The following is a 14713-nucleotide window of genomic DNA, read 5'->3' as shown; positions in this document are numbered from 1 at the left end:
GCTATCCGCGGGGTTCGAGACCGTCCTCACCATCGTCATCGCGGTCGCTGTCCGAATCGCCGTCGCCGTCATCCTCATCGCCGTCATCCTCATCGTCGTCGTCATAGACGTCGAGAGGGGTGAACTCGCCGGTGGCGGCATACAGGGCGTCCTCGTAGGCCTCGAACGAGTCGGCCACGCGGAAGAACGCCGACTCCACCGCCGGGTCATCATCATCTCGCTTGCCGCTGGCGGCCGCGAGATGTTCTTCGAATGCGGAAACCAAGGCCTCCAGGGCCACACGGGGATCGATGCTCATGCCAACACGGTAGCCGCTTTCTCCGGCTCTGGCATAGGGTTTCCTTTCAAAGGCTGACCTGCAGGGAGACGCATGCGCGAACAGGAGAACACCAGCGGGCTCGACTCGCTGGAGAAGCGCCAGAACTGGGAGTACCTCGTGATGACCGTGGCACCGGGGGACTCGGTGGCGGAGGCCCGTCGGCGAGTGGTGGAGCACGCCGAGTACGGCAAGTGGGAACTGCAGCGCACCGTGCTCTACCGTGGCGGTGCCCGCCGGTACTGGATGCGCCGCCGGATCATGCGGGTGAGGTCCACCCTCGCGCTGACGGCCTGATCGGCCCCAGCAGGGCATTCGCCAGGGTCTGGTGTGCCGACTCATCGTCCGAGGGGTGGAACACCCCGGCCATGACATCGCGGTAGATCCGGGAGAGCTCGTTCCCACGGTGGTAGGACGCGCCGCCCGAGGCCTCGAGGGCGAAGTCGGCCTGTGCCTTGGCAGTGCGGACGGCCATCGTCTTGTTGGCCACCAGCCGCGGGAACCACTCATCGCCCAGATCCGTTCCCGCCTCGATGTCCATGGCCACCGAACGCAGCTGCGTGTCCATCGTCAGTTGGCGCAGGGAGGCCTCCGCCGCCTTGTAGCGCAGGACCGGGTCCTGTGAGAGGGCCTCGCCGGAGACCTTGGAACGGCGGCGGCCCAGGTGCTGCACCGCCAGCTCCAGGGCGCGGTCCCCCACCCCGGTGTAGACAGCGGCCACGAGGGTCAGGAAAGACGCGAAGATGCCGAACGTCAGCGGGTCGGCGTTCGGACCCGCGGGGATCTGCCGCACGATCCGCTCGGCCGGGATCACCGCGCCGGTCAGCCGCGTGGTGTGGGAGTGGGTGGCGCGCATGCCGAGCATGTCCCACGAGGAGGCGTCGGCCTCCCAGCCTGCTGCGGAACGGTCCAGGAAGCCGAAGACCAGCCGGCCGCCGTCGGGCGTCTTCCCGAAGATCCCGAGCCGGGTCCACACCGGCGAGAGGGTGGTGAAGATCTTGGTGCCGGTGAACCGGTAGGAGCCATCGGCCAGGGGTTCGGCCACCGTGTCCGAGTCGAAGAGCACCGCGTCATTGCCGGCCTCGGAGATGCCGAAGGCGAAGACCTCCCCGCCGCGGACTCCCGGTGGACGAAGTCCAGTGAGCCGTCCCCCTGCTGGCGCAGGATGTGGGCCACGCCGTTCCAGATCAGGTGCATGTTCACGGCGAGGCCGGTGGCGGGGGCATGCCGGGCCAGCAGCCGCTGGGCGGCGACGACGGCCGGCATGTCCCAGCCGAGCCCGCCCTCCGCCGTGGGCGCGAGGGCACCCAGGTAGCCGGCGTCCCGAAGCAGGCGCAGGTCCTCGTGGGGGAAGGTGTTGGCCTCGTCGTAGCCCGCGGCCCGCAGGCGGATACCGTCCAGCAGCTCGGGCGTCAGCACGGCATTCGGGTCGATCATGCGGCGTTCCTCCTAGTGGGTCTCGAGCAGCCGGTGCAGGACCCGGCAACCGAAGTCGAGGGCGGACACCGGGACGCGCTCGTCGATCCCGTGGAACAGCCCCGTGAAGTCGAGGTCGGCAGGAAGCTGCAACGGGGCGAAGCCGTACCCGGCGATGCCGAGCCGGGACAGGGACTTGTTGTCCGTTCCGCCGGACATCATGAACGGCAGCACGGGGGCGCCGGGGTCCTCGGCCTGGATGGACTCGATCATCAGGTCCACGAGGCCTCCGGAGAAGGGCACCTCCAGGGAGATGTCTCGGTGCTCGTGGCTGAAGTCCACGCCCTCCCCCGCCAGCTCCCGGAGGGTGGACATGACGTCCTCCTCCTCGCCGGGCAGGAAGCGGACGTCCAGGGTGGCCTCGGCGCGGCCCGGGATCACGTTGTGCTTGTAGCCGGCGGTCAGCCCGGTGGGGTTCGTGCTGTTGCGCAGGGTGGACCCCACGAAGCGGGCCGCCGAGCCCAGGGCCTCGAGCTGCGGCGTGGGGTCCGTCTCATCGAACGCCACCCCGCAGATCTCGGCCACCTGCTCCAGCAGGGAGCGGGTGGTCTTCGTATAGGTCAGGGGCCAGCTGTGGGCGCCGATGCGCTGGATCGCCCCGGACAGCCGCGTCACGGCATTGTCCGGGTGCACGGCGGAACCGTGGCCGGGGGCACCGGTGGAGGTGAGGTTCAGCCAGGCCAGGCCCTTCTCGGCCGTCTGGAGCAGATAGGCCCGCTGACCGCGAAGGTCGGTGGAGAATCCGCCGACCTCGCTGATGGCCTCGGTGGCACCCGCGAAGACCTCCGGGTGTTCGTCCACCATCCAACGGGCGCCGTAGACGCCGCCGGCCTCCTCATCAGAGAAGAAGGCGATGATCAGGTCACGCCGCGGCCGCCGTCCGGCACGGTGCAGATGTGCCAGGACGGTCAGGATCATGGCATCCATGCCCTTCATGTCCACGGCCCCGCGGCCCCAGATCATGCCGTCCCTCAACTCGGCGGAGAACGGGTCCACGCTCCATTCGGCGGCGTCGGCCGGGACCACGTCGAGGTGTCCATGGAGGATGAGGGCCGGGGCCTCCCGGTCCCAGCCGGCCACCCGGCCCACCACGCTGGCCCGGCCCGGGGAGGATTCGTAGATGTGCGGCTCCATCCCGGCCCCGCGCATCAGCTCGGCACAGTACTCGGCGGCCTCGCGCTCCCCACGGGAGTCGTTGCCGCCGAAATTGGAGGTGTCGATCCGGATCAGGTCCCGGCAGACGCGGACGACCTCGTCCTCGAACGGCTCGATGGCCTCGGTTGCGGGGTCACGGGGAGAGATGCTCATGGTGCCACCCTAGTCAGATGGCCCACCGGGCGCTGGCCGGTGTCGTGGCCGGTGTCGTGGACGGTGTCGTGGACGGTGTCGTGGACGAAGACCCAGAACGGTGTAGTCGGGGGTGTGCAGCGGGGACCGAAAAGGGTGTTAGGATTGTCAGCGCTGCCTTTCGAGGGAGTGGAAAAGTGAATGTGCGCGCGGGTGGCGGAATTGGCAGACGCGCAGCGTTGAGGTCGCTGTGCCCGCAAGGGCGTGGGGGTTCAAGTCCCCCTCCGCGCACAGATTGGATCGGCTCCCGGCCGGTGGACGAGTTCCACTGCCGGGAGCCGATCTCATGTCGGCCCTCGGGCCGCCCCATCCGGTCCGTGCCCGCCCCGCCTACGTGGATCTGCCCGGTGGTGGCCGCGGAAGTACCCCACCACCACCTGACAGCGGATTCGGCCCTCGTCTCCGCCGGACCCCGGGTCTAACGTACGGTCCATGATCACTGCCGAGGCCGTGACGAGTCCTTTCGCGCGGCTCGCCAACCGGGTCAAACGAGAGATTCTGACCAACGTGACGCCACTGCGCTGGGCGGCCGAGGGCAGGCATGAGGAGCGCCGCCGCAAGTGGGCCCCCCACCTGCCGGCGCTGGATGCCGATCAGGCGGCCCTGGTCTCGACGCTGCAGCGGGACGGCGTCTGCATCGGCCCCCTGGATGACCTGGTCATCCCCACCACACACGCGCTGAAGGCCGCACTGGACCGGGTGGCGGGTCCTCTGGCGTCCGCTCCCCCGGGCGGGCAGAGCACGGTGCGGCCCTCGCTGGATGCGTTGCTGGCCGATCTGTCCCTGTGGCAGTGGGGTCTGCAGGACCGGCTACTGGACATCGTGGAGAACTACCTGGGCGTGCCGGCCCGGTACTACGGCGCCGATGTCCGCCGTGAGGTCGCCAACAGCCAGACCGTGGGGGTTCGCCAGTGGCATCGGGACGCGGAGGACCGGCGCACCGTCAAGATCCTGGTGTGGCTCAACGACGTGGACGAGCAGGGCGGACCCTATGCCTTCGTGCCACTGGCCGAGACCCTCTACGCGGTGGAGAGGCTCCACTACGTGGCCGGTTTCGTGGAGGACACCAAGGTGATCAGGATGGTCGCGCCGGGATCGGTGACCACGGCCACGGGGCCCCAGTGGACGGCGGTGGTGGCGGACAACTGCAGGCTGTTGCACCGGGCCACGCCCCCGGTGGCCCGAGACCGGCTCTCGGTGACGTTCACATGGTCCTCACGCACGCCCCTGAAGACCGAGCAGGCGCCGGACTTCACCCCGGACCATCTGCGTGCCATCCGGTCTGGACTCTCCGAACGTCAACTGGCCTGCCTGCCGCCCGGGATGACCCTCGGCTGACCCGTCATCGGCTCCCGGCCCCTGGCCTGCCATAATCGGGACTGCAGTGGGACACCGTGACCGGTGTCCCGGCAGACATCCGGATGCGAAAGAGGCCCCTCTGTCATGACCGAAGCCCGAGACGTGCTCCACCGGCTGGCTCACGCCTATGGCATCCAGACGTCCTATCAGGGCCAGGACGGCCTCGAGCGGGAGGTCTCCGGCCACACACTGGCTGCGGTCCTGACGGCCCTGGGCTGCCCCGTGGACCCGGACGGTCTGGCCGGACTGGAATCGGCGCTCGAACACCGCAGGCTGGCCCCGTGGCGCCGGGTGCTGCCCCACACCACCGTGTGCCGCGCCGGGGCTGGAACTTCCCTCCAGGTGCACGTCCCCCACGGTAGTCCTGTCACCGTGGACGTGCTGCTGGAGGACGGGAGCGAGATCGCGCTGGAGCAGCTCGAGGACTTCACGGAACCCCAGGAGGTCTCGGGCGAGCTGGTGGGCCAGGCCACCTTCCGGCTGCCGCAGGACCTGCCACTGGGTTGGCACCTGCTCCGGGCCCGGATGGCGGAGGTGCCCTTGGACGGCGAGCGTCTGGTGGAGGCCACCCTGGTGGTGGTCCCGGACCGGCTGGACACTGACGAGCCATTCCACCGCCACCGCGGCTGGGGCCTCTCCGCCCAGCTGTACTCGGTCCGTTCCTCCGCATCCTGGGGTCTGGGAGACCTGCATGACCTGGCGGACCTGGCCGTGCAGACCGCTGCCCACGGCGGTGACTTCGTGCTGTCCAATCCTCTGCACGCCTCCGCCCCGCAGCCGCCGGTGGTCTCCTCCCCCTACTCCCCCTCCACCCGCCGGTTCACCCACCCCATGTACCTGCGCATCGAGGACCTGCCCGAGTACGCCGAGGCCGAGCCGGCCATGCGGGCCAGGGTGGATGAGCTGGCCGTCCGCCGGCGGGCCGAGAACACCGTGGCGGACTCCCTGGACCGCGATGCCGCGTACGCGGACAAGCTGACGGCGCTGCGCTGGCTCCACCTCCTCCCCCGCTCCCCCGAGCGGGAGGAGTCCTACCGCGATTACCGGCAGGGCGAGGGCCAGGGCCTGGAGGACTTCGCCCTGTGGTGCGCCCTGCGTACGCGGTTGCCGGCCGACGATCCGGCGTGGCAGGACCCGGCGCTGGTGCCGGGCGGTGCCCTCGCGGAGCAGTACCGCAGGGAGCTGGCGGATGAGATCGAGCTCCACCGGTGGATGCAGTGGTTGTGTGACGAGCAGCTGGCCGAGGCCCAGGCCACCGCCCGCCGGGCCGGGATGCGGCTCGGACTCCTGCAGGACCTGGCCGTGGGGGCGGACCGGAACAACGCGGACGCCTGGATGCTGCAGGACCTGCTGGTGCCCTCGATGTCCGTGGGGGCGCCCCCGGACATGTACAACCAGATGGGGCAGGACTGGTCCCAGTCCCCATGGCATCCGGAACGCCTCGCGGAGACCGGTTACCGGGCGTACCGGGACATGCTCCGATCCGTGCTGCGCCGGGCCGGCGGCCTGCGGGTGGACCACATCCTCGGGCTGTTCCGGCTGTGGTGGGTGCCGGTGGGCCAGTCCCCCGTCCATGGTGCCTATGTGGAGTACGACCATGAGGCGATGATCGGCATCCTCGCGCTGGAGGCGCACCGAGCCGGGGCCGTCGTGGTCGGCGAGGACCTGGGGACCTTCGAGCCGTGGGTCCAGGACTACCTGGCCCAGCGCGGCCTGCTCGGCACCTCCATCCTGTGGTTCGAGCAGGACGACGGCGGCCCGCGGCCCCCGCAGGAGTACCGTCGGCAGTGCCTGACCTCCGTCAACACGCATGATCTGCCGCCGACCGCCGGATATCTCACCGGACTCCACGTGGACCTGAGGGAGCGGCTCGGGTTGCTGGATGATCCCGCGGCCGAGCGGCAGCGGGCCGACGAGGAGCGCCGGGCCTACCTCGGAGCCCTGCAGGACGCGGGCTTCTACCGCTCCGGCCCGGAACCTGACCTTTCTGTCCCGGCCGAACGGGCCGACGTCGTGCTGGCGCTGCACCGATACCTGGCGCAGGCTCCCTCCCTGCTGCAGTGCGTGGCCCTGGTGGACGCCGTGGGTGAGCTGCGCATTCAGAACCAGCCGGGAACCCGCCAGCACGAGTACCCCAACTGGGAGGTTCCACTGGCCGATGCCGAGGGCCGTCCGGTGCTGATCGATGACCTGGACGCCGTCCCGGGGTTCGCCCGGCTGCTCGACGCGGTGGACCATGAACTGGACGCCGGCTCCCCCGAGCAGACGGAGACCGCGGCACCGTGACGCAGTCGCCTGGATCCCTGGGTGTGGTCATGGTGTCCCTCCACACCTCGCCCCTGGCACAACCCGGACAGGGTGATGCCGGCGGCATGAACGTCTACGTGCGCCAGCTTGCCGTCACGCTGGCCACCGGCGGGCACCCCGTGTGGGTCCTGACGCGCCGGGATGAGGCGGATCAGCGGGTCCGGGACCTCCCGGTGCCGGACGTCCCCGGGGCAGCCCGGGCCCGGGTGGTCCCCGTGAACGCCGGTCCCGCCGCCGCCGTCCCCAAGGAGGAATTGCCGCGCTGGGTGGATGAGTTCGCCGCCGCCGCACCCGCCGCACTGAGCGCGGCGGGAGGCTGTCGCGGGGATGACTGCCGCTGGGTGGTCCATTCGCACTACTGGCTCTCGGGGCTGGCCGGGTTGTCCGTGGCCGCGGACCTCAGGGCTCCGATCGTCCACACCATGCACACCATGGCCGCGGTCAAGAACGCCCGCGACGAGCGGTCCACCGAGCCCGAGGCTCGGGAGGCCGCCGAGCAACAGATCGCCGGCGCGTCGGACCTGCTGGTGGCCAACACGCCTGCCGAGCGGGATGAGCTGATCGATCACTACGGTGCGGAGCCAGATCGCATCGCGGTGGTGCCTCCGGGTGTGGACACCGCCGTGTTCAACCCGGTCGGGCCGCGCCGGTGGCCGGGTCACCCGGAGGGCGTCAGGGTGCTCTTCGCCGGACGGATCCAGGGGCACAAGGGTCCGCAGGTGGCCATCCGGGCGGCCGGTCTCGCCCACGGCAGGGACGACGGCGGCCGGGGGCTCAGCCTGCATCTCACCGGTGCGCGCTCGGGCTCGGATGGCCTGGACCTGGCGCGCCTGCGGGAGCAGTCGGGGCTCGGCGAACGGTGCACGGTCTCCGGGGCGGTCTCGGCCGAAGCCCTGGCCGAGATGTACCGGGCTGCGGACGTGGTGGTGGTGCCGAGCTTCTCGGAGTCCTTCGGGCTGGTCGCCCTGGAGGCCCAGGCCTGTGGCACCCCGGTGATGGCCCACCGGGTGGGAGGGTTGACCTACGCCGTGCTCGACGGTCGGACGGGACGTCTCGTGGATGGACTCGACCCGCAGACCTGGGCCGTGGAGCTGGAGCGGATCGCCGCGGACCTGCCGGCGTGGCGGCGGATGGGCCCGGCGGCTGCACGCCGGGCCCATGAGTTCGGCTGGGAGGCCATGGCCGCCCGCATCTCGGACGCCTATGAGAGGCTCTGAGGGCCCCGGCAACCCTGCCGGTCCTGCCGACACTGCCGACCCAGCCCGGGATCAGGCCTCCGAGCCGTCCACCGTGTCCACCGTGATGGACCCGGTGAAATGCGGCCGCTGTCGGCGGCCGTTCCAGGCCGTCACCTTCGTACGGCCCGGCGCCGGATGGTCGAAGTTCAGGGACACGGTGCCGGGCAGCAGCACCGGCGTGGCGAACTCGATCCCCCAGGAGAAGCCGCCGCCGGCCGGTTCACGGCCGGCCAACATGCGCCCCGCGAGGTACATGCCGTGGGCGATCATCCCCTTCTGCCCCAGGGCCTTGGCCGTCACAGGATTCAGGTGGATGGGGTTGTAGTCCCCCGAGACGGACGCGTAGTCCCGGCCTGTGGACCCCGGCAGGGACCACCGGGCGGTCAGCGCCGGGGCCATGAACTCGGGATGCCCGGGGCGGGGCGGCCTCTCCTGGCCCTGGAGGCGGACCCCGGCGGCGAGGTAGGTGGACGTGCCCTCCCACAACAGCTGAGGGGAATCCCCATCCTCCCGTGCACTGCCCGTGGGGCCGTGCACGGTCACCACGAGGTCCACGGTGGTCCCCGAGGGGTGAGGTGCCAGGGCGGTGGCGGAGGCGGCCACCGTCAGCGGCGTCCCGGAGGGCACGGCCGCATGGTGCACCACGCGGTTCTCGAGGTGCACCATACCCAGCAGTGGCAGGGGGAACTCGGGGTCGGACATCAGCTCCATGGCCGCCGGGAAGGCGGCCACGTGCACCAGCACGGAGGGGACGTCCTGCGGGTCCAGTGGCTCTCCCGAGCGGTGGAACAGCGCTGCATACCGGGCCACCAGGTCCGCGGGGATCTGATGGCCCTGCACCACCACGGTGCGGCCCGGCAGTTGCTGGGGGCGGCGGCGCCTGCGGAGTGCGTCCGTGGCGGCCGTGGCCAGGGCCGCCCGGTAGCTCGAGGCCAGCGGGGTCATGGTCTCGCGTTCCATCCTCAGGCCCCCATCAGTCCCTGGCCGCAGACCCGGAGAGTCTGGCCTGAGGTCCCGCCGGCGGCATCGGAGACCAGGAAGGCGATCGCCTCGGCCACGTCCACCGGCTGACCCCCCTGCTGCAGGGAGTTCAGACGGCGCCCGATCTCCCGCGTGGCCACCGGGATCCTGGCGGTCATCTCGGTCTCGATGAACCCCGGGGCCACGGCGTTGATGGTGCCACCGACGGCTGCCATCTCGGTGGCGGTGGCGGAGACCATGCCCATCACGCCCGCCTTGGACGCGGCGTAGTTGGTCTGTCCTGCGTTGCCGGCGATCCCCGAGGTGGAGGCGAGCGAGGCGATGCGCAGCTGTCCGGACGCGATTCCCTGGCCGGACGCCTCGAGGAAGGCCCGGTTCATGGCCAACTGGGACTCGATGTTCACCGCGATCACGGAGTCCCACCGCGCCGCATCCATGTTCGCGAGCTTCCTGTCCCGCGTGATGCCGGCGTTGTGCACCACGATGTCCAGTCGGCCGTGCCGTTCGGCGCAGTGCGTCAGGATCCTCCGGCCGGCGTCCGCCGCGGTGATGTCCAGTTGCAGCGCGGTACCGGAGAGCCGGTTCACGACGCCGGCCAGCGCCTGACCGGCGGCCGGCACGTCCACGCCCACCACGGTGGCGCCGTCCCGGTGCAGGGTCTCGGCGATGGCGGCGCCGATGCCGCGCGCGGCACCGGTCACCACGGCGACCTTGCCGGCCAGCGGCTTCTCCCAGTCCGCGGGAATCTCTCCAGCCTCAGCGGTGACGGGGACGAACTGGCCGGAGACGAAGGCGCTCTTGGACGAGAGCAGGAACCGCAGGGCACCGGTGGCCCCGGCGCTGGACAGGGCCGTGTCCTTCCCGAGGACCAGCCCGTTGGCGGTGGACCCGCGGCGCATCTCATGGGCGAGTGAGCGCGTCATTCCCTCCACGCCCCGGCGCGCGGCACGCACGGCCGGGACCGTGGACGCCTCCGGGTCACGGAACACGGTGATCACGCGGGCGCATCGGGCCAACTGCCGCTGCACGGAGCCGAGCTGCAGGGTGGTGGCGGACAGGTCTGCCGGTGTTCCGGCGTCGTCATAGCAGGCGACGACGGCGCCGTAGCGGTCCGCCGGAGCCGGCTGGCGGCGGACGTCCACATCCCAGTCGAGGAGGATGGCCGCCGTCTCGTCGGCAGCGTGACTGTCCCCCAGGACCAGCACGGAGCCCTCCACGAGGACCTGTCCGGGCTGGTACCGACGGAGGACGGCTGGCTGAGGGAGGCCGAGGGACGCCGCGATCCTCTTCCCCAGGGGCTGGTTGACGAGGGCCGTGTAGGTGTCATGCTGCGCCGCCATCGGTTCAGCGCCCCCGCACGATCGCGACGATGCCCTGTCCGCCGGCAGCGCAGACCGAGATGAGGCCCAGTGAGCCCGGACCCTTCTCATGCAGCATCTTGGCCAGGGTGGCCGTGATGCGTCCACCCGTGGCGGCGAAGGGGTGGCCGGCCGCCAGGGAGGAGCCGTTGACATTGAGCTTGGAACGGTCGATCGATCCCAGCGGGGCGTCCAGGCCCAGGCTGTTGCGGCAGAAGTCCTCGTCCTCCCAGGCCTTGAGCGTGGAGAGCACGGTGCCCGCAAAGGCCTCGTGGATCTCGTAGTAGTCGAAGTCCTGCAGGGACATCCCCTGGCGCTTGAGCAACCTGGAGACGGCATAGGCAGGAGACATGAGCAGGCCTTCGGCGCCGTCCACGAAGTCCACGGCGGCGGTCTCGAAGTCCACGAAGTCGGCGAGGATGGGCAGGCCCCGGCCGGTGGCCCACTCCTCGGAACCCAGCAGCACGGCCGAGGCACCGTCCGTCAGGGGGGTGGAGTTGCCGGCGGTCATGGTGGCCTCGTCACCGAGATCACGGCCGAAGGCAGGCTTCAGTGAGCCGAGCTTCTCGAGGGTGGAGTCGGCGCGCAGGTTGTTGTCCTTGGACAGCGGGCCGAACGGGGTGATGAGGTCGTCGAAGAAGCCGCGCTCATAGGCAGCCGCCAGATTCTGGTGGCTGGCCAGAGTCAGTTCATCCTGTGCCTTGCGGGTGATGCCCCACCGGTGTGTGGTTCGGGCCTGGTGCTCGCCCATGGACATCCCCGTGCGGGGCTCCTCGGTGCCCGGGGCCTGCGGTGCCAGGTGGCCGGGCCGGAACTTCAACACGGCCTTGATCCGGTCCTGGGTGGTGCGTGCGCGGTTGAGCTCCATGAACATGGCTCGGGCCGCGTCGTTGAAGACGAGGGGGGCATCCGAGATGGAGTCGACGCCGCCGCCGATGGCGGAGTCGAGCTGACCGAGGCGGATCTTGTTGGCCAGCCCGCCGATGGCCTCCATGCCCGTGGCGCACGCGATCTGCACCTCGTGCGCCGGGGTCGCCGCGTCCAGTGTGGTGCCGAGCACCGACTCCCGTGTCAGGTTGAAGTCCTTGCTGTGCTTGATGACGGCACCGGCGGCGACTTCGCCGATCCGCTCACCCTGGAGTCCGAAGCGTGCCACGAGGCCGTTCAGGGCGGAGGTCAGCAGGTCCTTGTTGGAGGCCTTCGCATAGGCACCGTGGGACCGGGCGAACGGCGTGCGGTTGCCGCCGATGATGACGGCCTGACGGAGCGGGCCGCCGGCAATGGCAGCGGCGTCCGGGGCGGTGGGGTGGGCGGGGTTCTCGGTCATGGTGTCCCTTCCTGACGGAAACTCTGGTGTGAGGGGGCTTACTGCTACTCAGAGTACCTGATACGCTGGGTATCGTGAATACCGCACTGAAGGCCACCGGCGGGACGCCGGGTGCTCCGGACGGCCGGGCCACTCGCTGGGACGAGCATCGCCAGCAACGCCGCGTCAATCTCATCCGGGCCGCGCGCCAGGCCGTGCATGATCTGGGTCCGCAGGTCTCCATGGATGAGATCGCTGCCCACGCCGGAACCTCCAAGAGCGTCTTCTATCGGTACTTCGGGGACAAGAACGGACTGCAGGTGGCCGTTGGCGAGCGTGCCATCCAGTTCATGGAGCGAGAGCTCCTGACGGCCGCTGAGGCTTCCGACAGCGCCCTCGACGGCCTGTTCGCCATGGTGTCCGTCTATCTCAGGCTCGCCGAATCCTCGCCCCATGTCTATGCCTTCTCCACGCGACTTCCGCCGGAGGCCACGGCCGGCACCCCCTCCGGTGGGCAACCGGCGGCGATGGCGGACTTCTTCGAACGGATCGCCGCCGTCATGGACGTGCACTTCCGCGACTACCTCCGCCAGCAGGGGCGCTCGCCCGGGGCCAACTCCGCCACCTGGTACTGGCCCCGCGCCGCCATCGGCATGGTCCGCTCGGCCGGGGAGACCTGGCTGGGAACCGCCTCCGGGACAGCCCGCCCCGATGCCACCCGTCTGGCGCGGAAGATCACCGCCTGGCTCACCGTCGGTCTGGACGGCACCTATGCCGCCGATCCGCCCACGCCCGAACCGTCCTCAGAGTCTGATCAGCACACCGATCCCTCCATCCTCGAACAGGAGCAGTCATGACCACCACCTCCGACTCCAGCGTCACTCCCCTTCCTGGCGGTGCCGTCCCCCCGACCGCCATGGATTCAACTGAGGCGCAGGCTGCCTCCAGTGCCATCTCCCCCGCTGAGCCGGGCGGGCTGGACCTGCGCGCCGTCCAGGAGCTGTTGCTGGGCCGTTGGGCCGCCGAGCGTCGTCAGGGCCGCGAGAACGTCAAGAACCCGGACCTGCACAAGGTGGACAACATCTCCATGGAGGAGCACCGCGAACGGGTGCTGCACCAATTGCGGATCCTGGTGGACACGGGAGCCATCCAGAAGGCCTTCCCGAAGTCCCTGGGCGGCGAGGACAACCACGGCGGGAACATCGCCCTGTTCACGGAGCTGGTCTCCGCCGACCCCTCCCTGCAGATCAAGGCCGGCGTACAGTGGGGCCTCTTCGGCTCCGCCATCCTCCACTTGGGCACGGAGTCACACCACCAGCGCTTCCTGCCGGACGTGATGAGTCTGGACGTCCCCGGGGCCTTCGCCATGACGGAGATCGGCCACGGCTCGGACGTCGCCTCCATCGGGACCACCGCCACCTACGTGCCCGAGACCGATGAGTTCGAGATTCACACGCCCTTCAAGGCCGCCTGGAAGGAGTTCCTCGGCAATGCCGCCGTCCACGGCAAGGCTGCCGTGGTCTTCGCGCAGCTGATCACCAATGGCGTCAACCACGGCGTGCACTGCCTCTACGTCCCACTACGTGACGCGGCCGGAGAGTTCCTGCCGGGCGTGGGGGGTGAGGATGACGGCTTCAAGGGTGGACTCAACGGCATCGACAACGGCCGGTTGCACTTCGATCACGTGCGCGTGCCCCGGACCAATCTGCTGGACCGCTACGGCCACGTGGACGAGAACGGCGGTTATACCTCGGACATCGCCTCCCCCGGCCGCCGGTTCTTCACCATGATCGGGACCCTCGTCCAGGGCAGGGTCTCGCTGTCCATGTCCGGTGCTGCGGCCTCCGCCCTGGCGCTGACCGGTGCCATCACCTACGGGAACCAGCGCCGGCAGTTCAACGCGACCTCGGATGTCCGTGAGGAGGTGCTGATGGACTACCAACTGCACCAGCGCCGTCTGATCGACCGACTAGCCCGGACCTATGCGGACACCTTCGCCGCGAACGAGTTGTTGGAGAAGTTCCACTCGATCTTCTCCGGGGAGTCGGACACGGACGAGGACCGTCAGGAGCTCGAGACCCTGGCTGCGGCGATCAAGCCCCTGACCACCTGGAATGCCCTCGACACCCTGCAGGAGGCCCGCGAGGCGTGCGGTGGCGCCGGCTTCATGGCGAAGAACCGTTTCGCCTCGCTGCGGCAGGACCTGGACATCTACGTCACCTTCGAGGGTGACAACAACGTACTGCTGCAGCTGGTGGCCAAGCGCCTGCTCTCGGACTACTCCAAGGACCTGACCAACCTGTCCATCGGTGCCCTGTCCCGGTATGTGCGGGGTCAGGCCACGGAAGCCATGGTCAACCGCTCGGGGCTGCGCCGGGTGGCCCAGGCCGTGCAGGATGCCGGCTCGGAGCGCAAGAGCGCCAGCTGGTTCAAGGATCCAGAGGTCCAGCGTGCCCTGCTCGAGGATCGAGTCCGGACGAAGACGGCCGCGGTGGCCCAGGCACTGATGCCGGTGGCCAAGAAGCCGCAGGCAGAGCAGGCCGCCACCTTCAACCAGAACCAGGCCGATCTGATCGACGCAGCCCGGAACCACGGTGAGCTGCTCGAGTGGGAGGCCTTCACCCGCGCCATCGAGGCCATCGAGGATGTGCACACGAAGCAGGTGATGACCTGGCTGCGCAACCTCTTCGCGCTCCGCGTCATCGAGGACGACCTGGGGTGGTTCATCCAGTCCGGCCGGATCTCCACACAGCGGGCCCGGACCCTGCGCGGGTACATCAACCGCCTGGCGGCCCGGCTGCGTCCCCATGCGCAGGACCTGGTGGATGCCTTCGGCTACGAGCAGGAGCACCTGCGCATGGATATCACCACCGGCGCGGAGGCGGAGCGTCAGGATGAGGCTGCCGAGTACTACCGGAAGCTGCGGGCCTCCGCCGACGCGCCGATCCACGAGAAGGTGTTGCACCAGCGCGAGAAGAACGCGGCCAAGGCCGCCCGCGCCACGGGCAACAGGAAGAAGTAGTCG

General features: G+C 69.9%; 12 protein-coding genes, 1 tRNA gene and 1 pseudogene. 7 read left to right on the top strand and 7 right to left on the bottom strand.

Features of this window, described 5'->3' with window-relative positions:
- Position 1: 1 nt before the first annotated feature.
- Complete coding sequence (locus tag IMT31_RS01330; RefSeq protein ID WP_413543505.1) at positions 2-298, bottom strand: hypothetical protein; 297 nt, start codon at positions 296-298, stop codon at positions 2-4.
- Between the two features lie 72 nt (positions 299-370).
- On the opposite strand from IMT31_RS01330, the gene IMT31_RS01325 reads away from it, so the two are divergent.
- Positions 371-613: a DUF5703 family protein gene (locus IMT31_RS01325; RefSeq protein WP_345361341.1), complete on the top strand. Its 243-nt coding sequence runs from the start codon at positions 371-373 to the stop codon at positions 611-613.
- On the opposite strand, the gene IMT31_RS01320 is transcribed toward IMT31_RS01325, so the two are convergent.
- The 3 genes and pseudogenes from IMT31_RS01320 to IMT31_RS01310 form a co-directional block, all read right to left on the bottom strand.
- A complete protein-coding gene (locus IMT31_RS01320; protein WP_413543504.1) occupies positions 576-1382 on the bottom strand; it encodes an acyl-CoA dehydrogenase family protein in 807 nt (268 codons plus the stop codon). The genes IMT31_RS01325 and IMT31_RS01320 overlap by 38 nt on opposite strands.
- Positions 1383-1564: 182 nt before the next feature.
- A pseudogene (locus IMT31_RS01315) lies at positions 1565-1753 on the bottom strand (acyl-CoA dehydrogenase); the annotation flags it as partial.
- A 12-nt stretch (positions 1754-1765) separates the two neighbouring features.
- On the bottom strand, positions 1766-3100 hold the full coding sequence (locus IMT31_RS01310) for a M20/M25/M40 family metallo-hydrolase (protein WP_413543503.1): 1335 nt from the start codon (positions 3098-3100) through the stop codon (positions 1766-1768).
- 186 nt (positions 3101-3286) lie between these two features.
- On the opposite strand from IMT31_RS01310, the gene IMT31_RS01305 reads away from it, so the two are divergent.
- From IMT31_RS01305 to IMT31_RS01290, 4 genes are all read left to right on the top strand, one after another.
- Positions 3287-3370: transfer RNA gene (locus tag IMT31_RS01305), tRNA-Leu, on the top strand.
- A gap of 201 nt (positions 3371-3571) precedes the next feature.
- Positions 3572-4477, top strand: coding sequence for a hypothetical protein (locus IMT31_RS01300; protein WP_345361350.1), 906 nt, complete (start codon positions 3572-3574; stop codon positions 4475-4477).
- Between the two features lie 105 nt (positions 4478-4582).
- Positions 4583-6784, top strand: a complete 2202-nt coding sequence (gene malQ / locus IMT31_RS01295) for a 4-alpha-glucanotransferase (RefSeq protein WP_413543502.1) — start codon at positions 4583-4585, stop codon at positions 6782-6784.
- Complete coding sequence (locus IMT31_RS01290; RefSeq protein ID WP_413543501.1) at positions 6781-8022, top strand: glycosyltransferase; 1242 nt, start codon at positions 6781-6783, stop codon at positions 8020-8022. Before malQ ends, IMT31_RS01290 begins: the two co-directional genes overlap by 4 nt.
- A gap of 51 nt (positions 8023-8073) precedes the next feature.
- On the opposite strand, the gene IMT31_RS01285 is transcribed toward IMT31_RS01290, so the two are convergent.
- From IMT31_RS01285 to IMT31_RS01275, 3 genes are read right to left on the bottom strand one after another with little or no spacing between them, the layout of a single operon-like run.
- A complete protein-coding gene (locus IMT31_RS01285; RefSeq protein ID WP_413543500.1) occupies positions 8074-9003 on the bottom strand; it encodes a MaoC family dehydratase in 930 nt (309 codons plus the stop codon).
- A gap of 2 nt (positions 9004-9005) precedes the next feature.
- Complete coding sequence (locus IMT31_RS01280) at positions 9006-10364, bottom strand: 3-oxoacyl-ACP reductase (protein ID WP_413543499.1); 1359 nt, start codon at positions 10362-10364, stop codon at positions 9006-9008.
- 4 nt (positions 10365-10368) lie between these two features.
- Entirely contained in the window at positions 10369-11709 is a 1341-nt protein-coding gene (locus IMT31_RS01275; RefSeq protein WP_413543498.1) for an acetyl-CoA C-acetyltransferase, read from the bottom strand.
- Between the two features lie 74 nt (positions 11710-11783).
- Between IMT31_RS01275 and IMT31_RS01270 the strand changes: the two genes are divergently transcribed.
- Together IMT31_RS01270 and IMT31_RS01265 are read left to right on the top strand one after the other, a co-directional pair.
- Positions 11784-12545, top strand: coding sequence for a TetR/AcrR family transcriptional regulator (locus IMT31_RS01270; protein ID WP_413543497.1), 762 nt, complete (start codon positions 11784-11786; stop codon positions 12543-12545).
- A complete protein-coding gene (locus IMT31_RS01265) occupies positions 12542-14710 on the top strand; it encodes an acyl-CoA dehydrogenase (RefSeq protein ID WP_413543496.1) in 2169 nt (722 codons plus the stop codon). Before IMT31_RS01270 ends, IMT31_RS01265 begins: the two co-directional genes overlap by 4 nt.
- The last annotated feature ends 3 nt before the right edge of the window (positions 14711-14713 follow it).

It is taken from the genome of Citricoccus nitrophenolicus (genome assembly GCF_047305825.1).
In the GTDB taxonomy this organism is placed as follows: Bacteria; Actinomycetota; Actinomycetes; order Actinomycetales; family Micrococcaceae; genus Citricoccus; species Citricoccus nitrophenolicus.
Note: the sequence above shows the minus strand (reverse complement) of the source record. Positions and strands in the feature narration are given on the sequence as shown.

What these genes read in the sequence shown, in the direction of transcription:
- malQ (WP_413543502.1), top strand. Translation starts at nt 4,583, where the DNA reads ATGACCGAAGCCCGAGACGTGCTCCACCGGCTGGCTCACGCCTATGGC.
- IMT31_RS01285 (WP_413543500.1), bottom strand. Translation starts at nt 9,003, where the DNA reads ATGGAACGCGAGACCATGACCCCGCTGGCCTCGAGCTACCGGGCGGCC.
- IMT31_RS01300 (WP_345361350.1), top strand. Translation starts at nt 3,572, where the DNA reads ATGATCACTGCCGAGGCCGTGACGAGTCCTTTCGCGCGGCTCGCCAAC.
- IMT31_RS01310 (WP_413543503.1), bottom strand. Translation starts at nt 3,100, where the DNA reads ATGAGCATCTCTCCCCGTGACCCCGCAACCGAGGCCATCGAGCCGTTC.
- IMT31_RS01280 (WP_413543499.1), bottom strand. Translation starts at nt 10,364, where the DNA reads ATGGCGGCGCAGCATGACACCTACACGGCCCTCGTCAACCAGCCCCTG.
- IMT31_RS01265 (WP_413543496.1), top strand. Translation starts at nt 12,542, where the DNA reads ATGACCACCACCTCCGACTCCAGCGTCACTCCCCTTCCTGGCGGTGCC.
- IMT31_RS01330 (WP_413543505.1), bottom strand. Translation starts at nt 298, where the DNA reads ATGAGCATCGATCCCCGTGTGGCCCTGGAGGCCTTGGTTTCCGCATTC.
- IMT31_RS01325 (WP_345361341.1), top strand. Translation starts at nt 371, where the DNA reads ATGCGCGAACAGGAGAACACCAGCGGGCTCGACTCGCTGGAGAAGCGC.
- IMT31_RS01275 (WP_413543498.1), bottom strand. Translation starts at nt 11,709, where the DNA reads ATGACCGAGAACCCCGCCCACCCCACCGCCCCGGACGCCGCTGCCATT.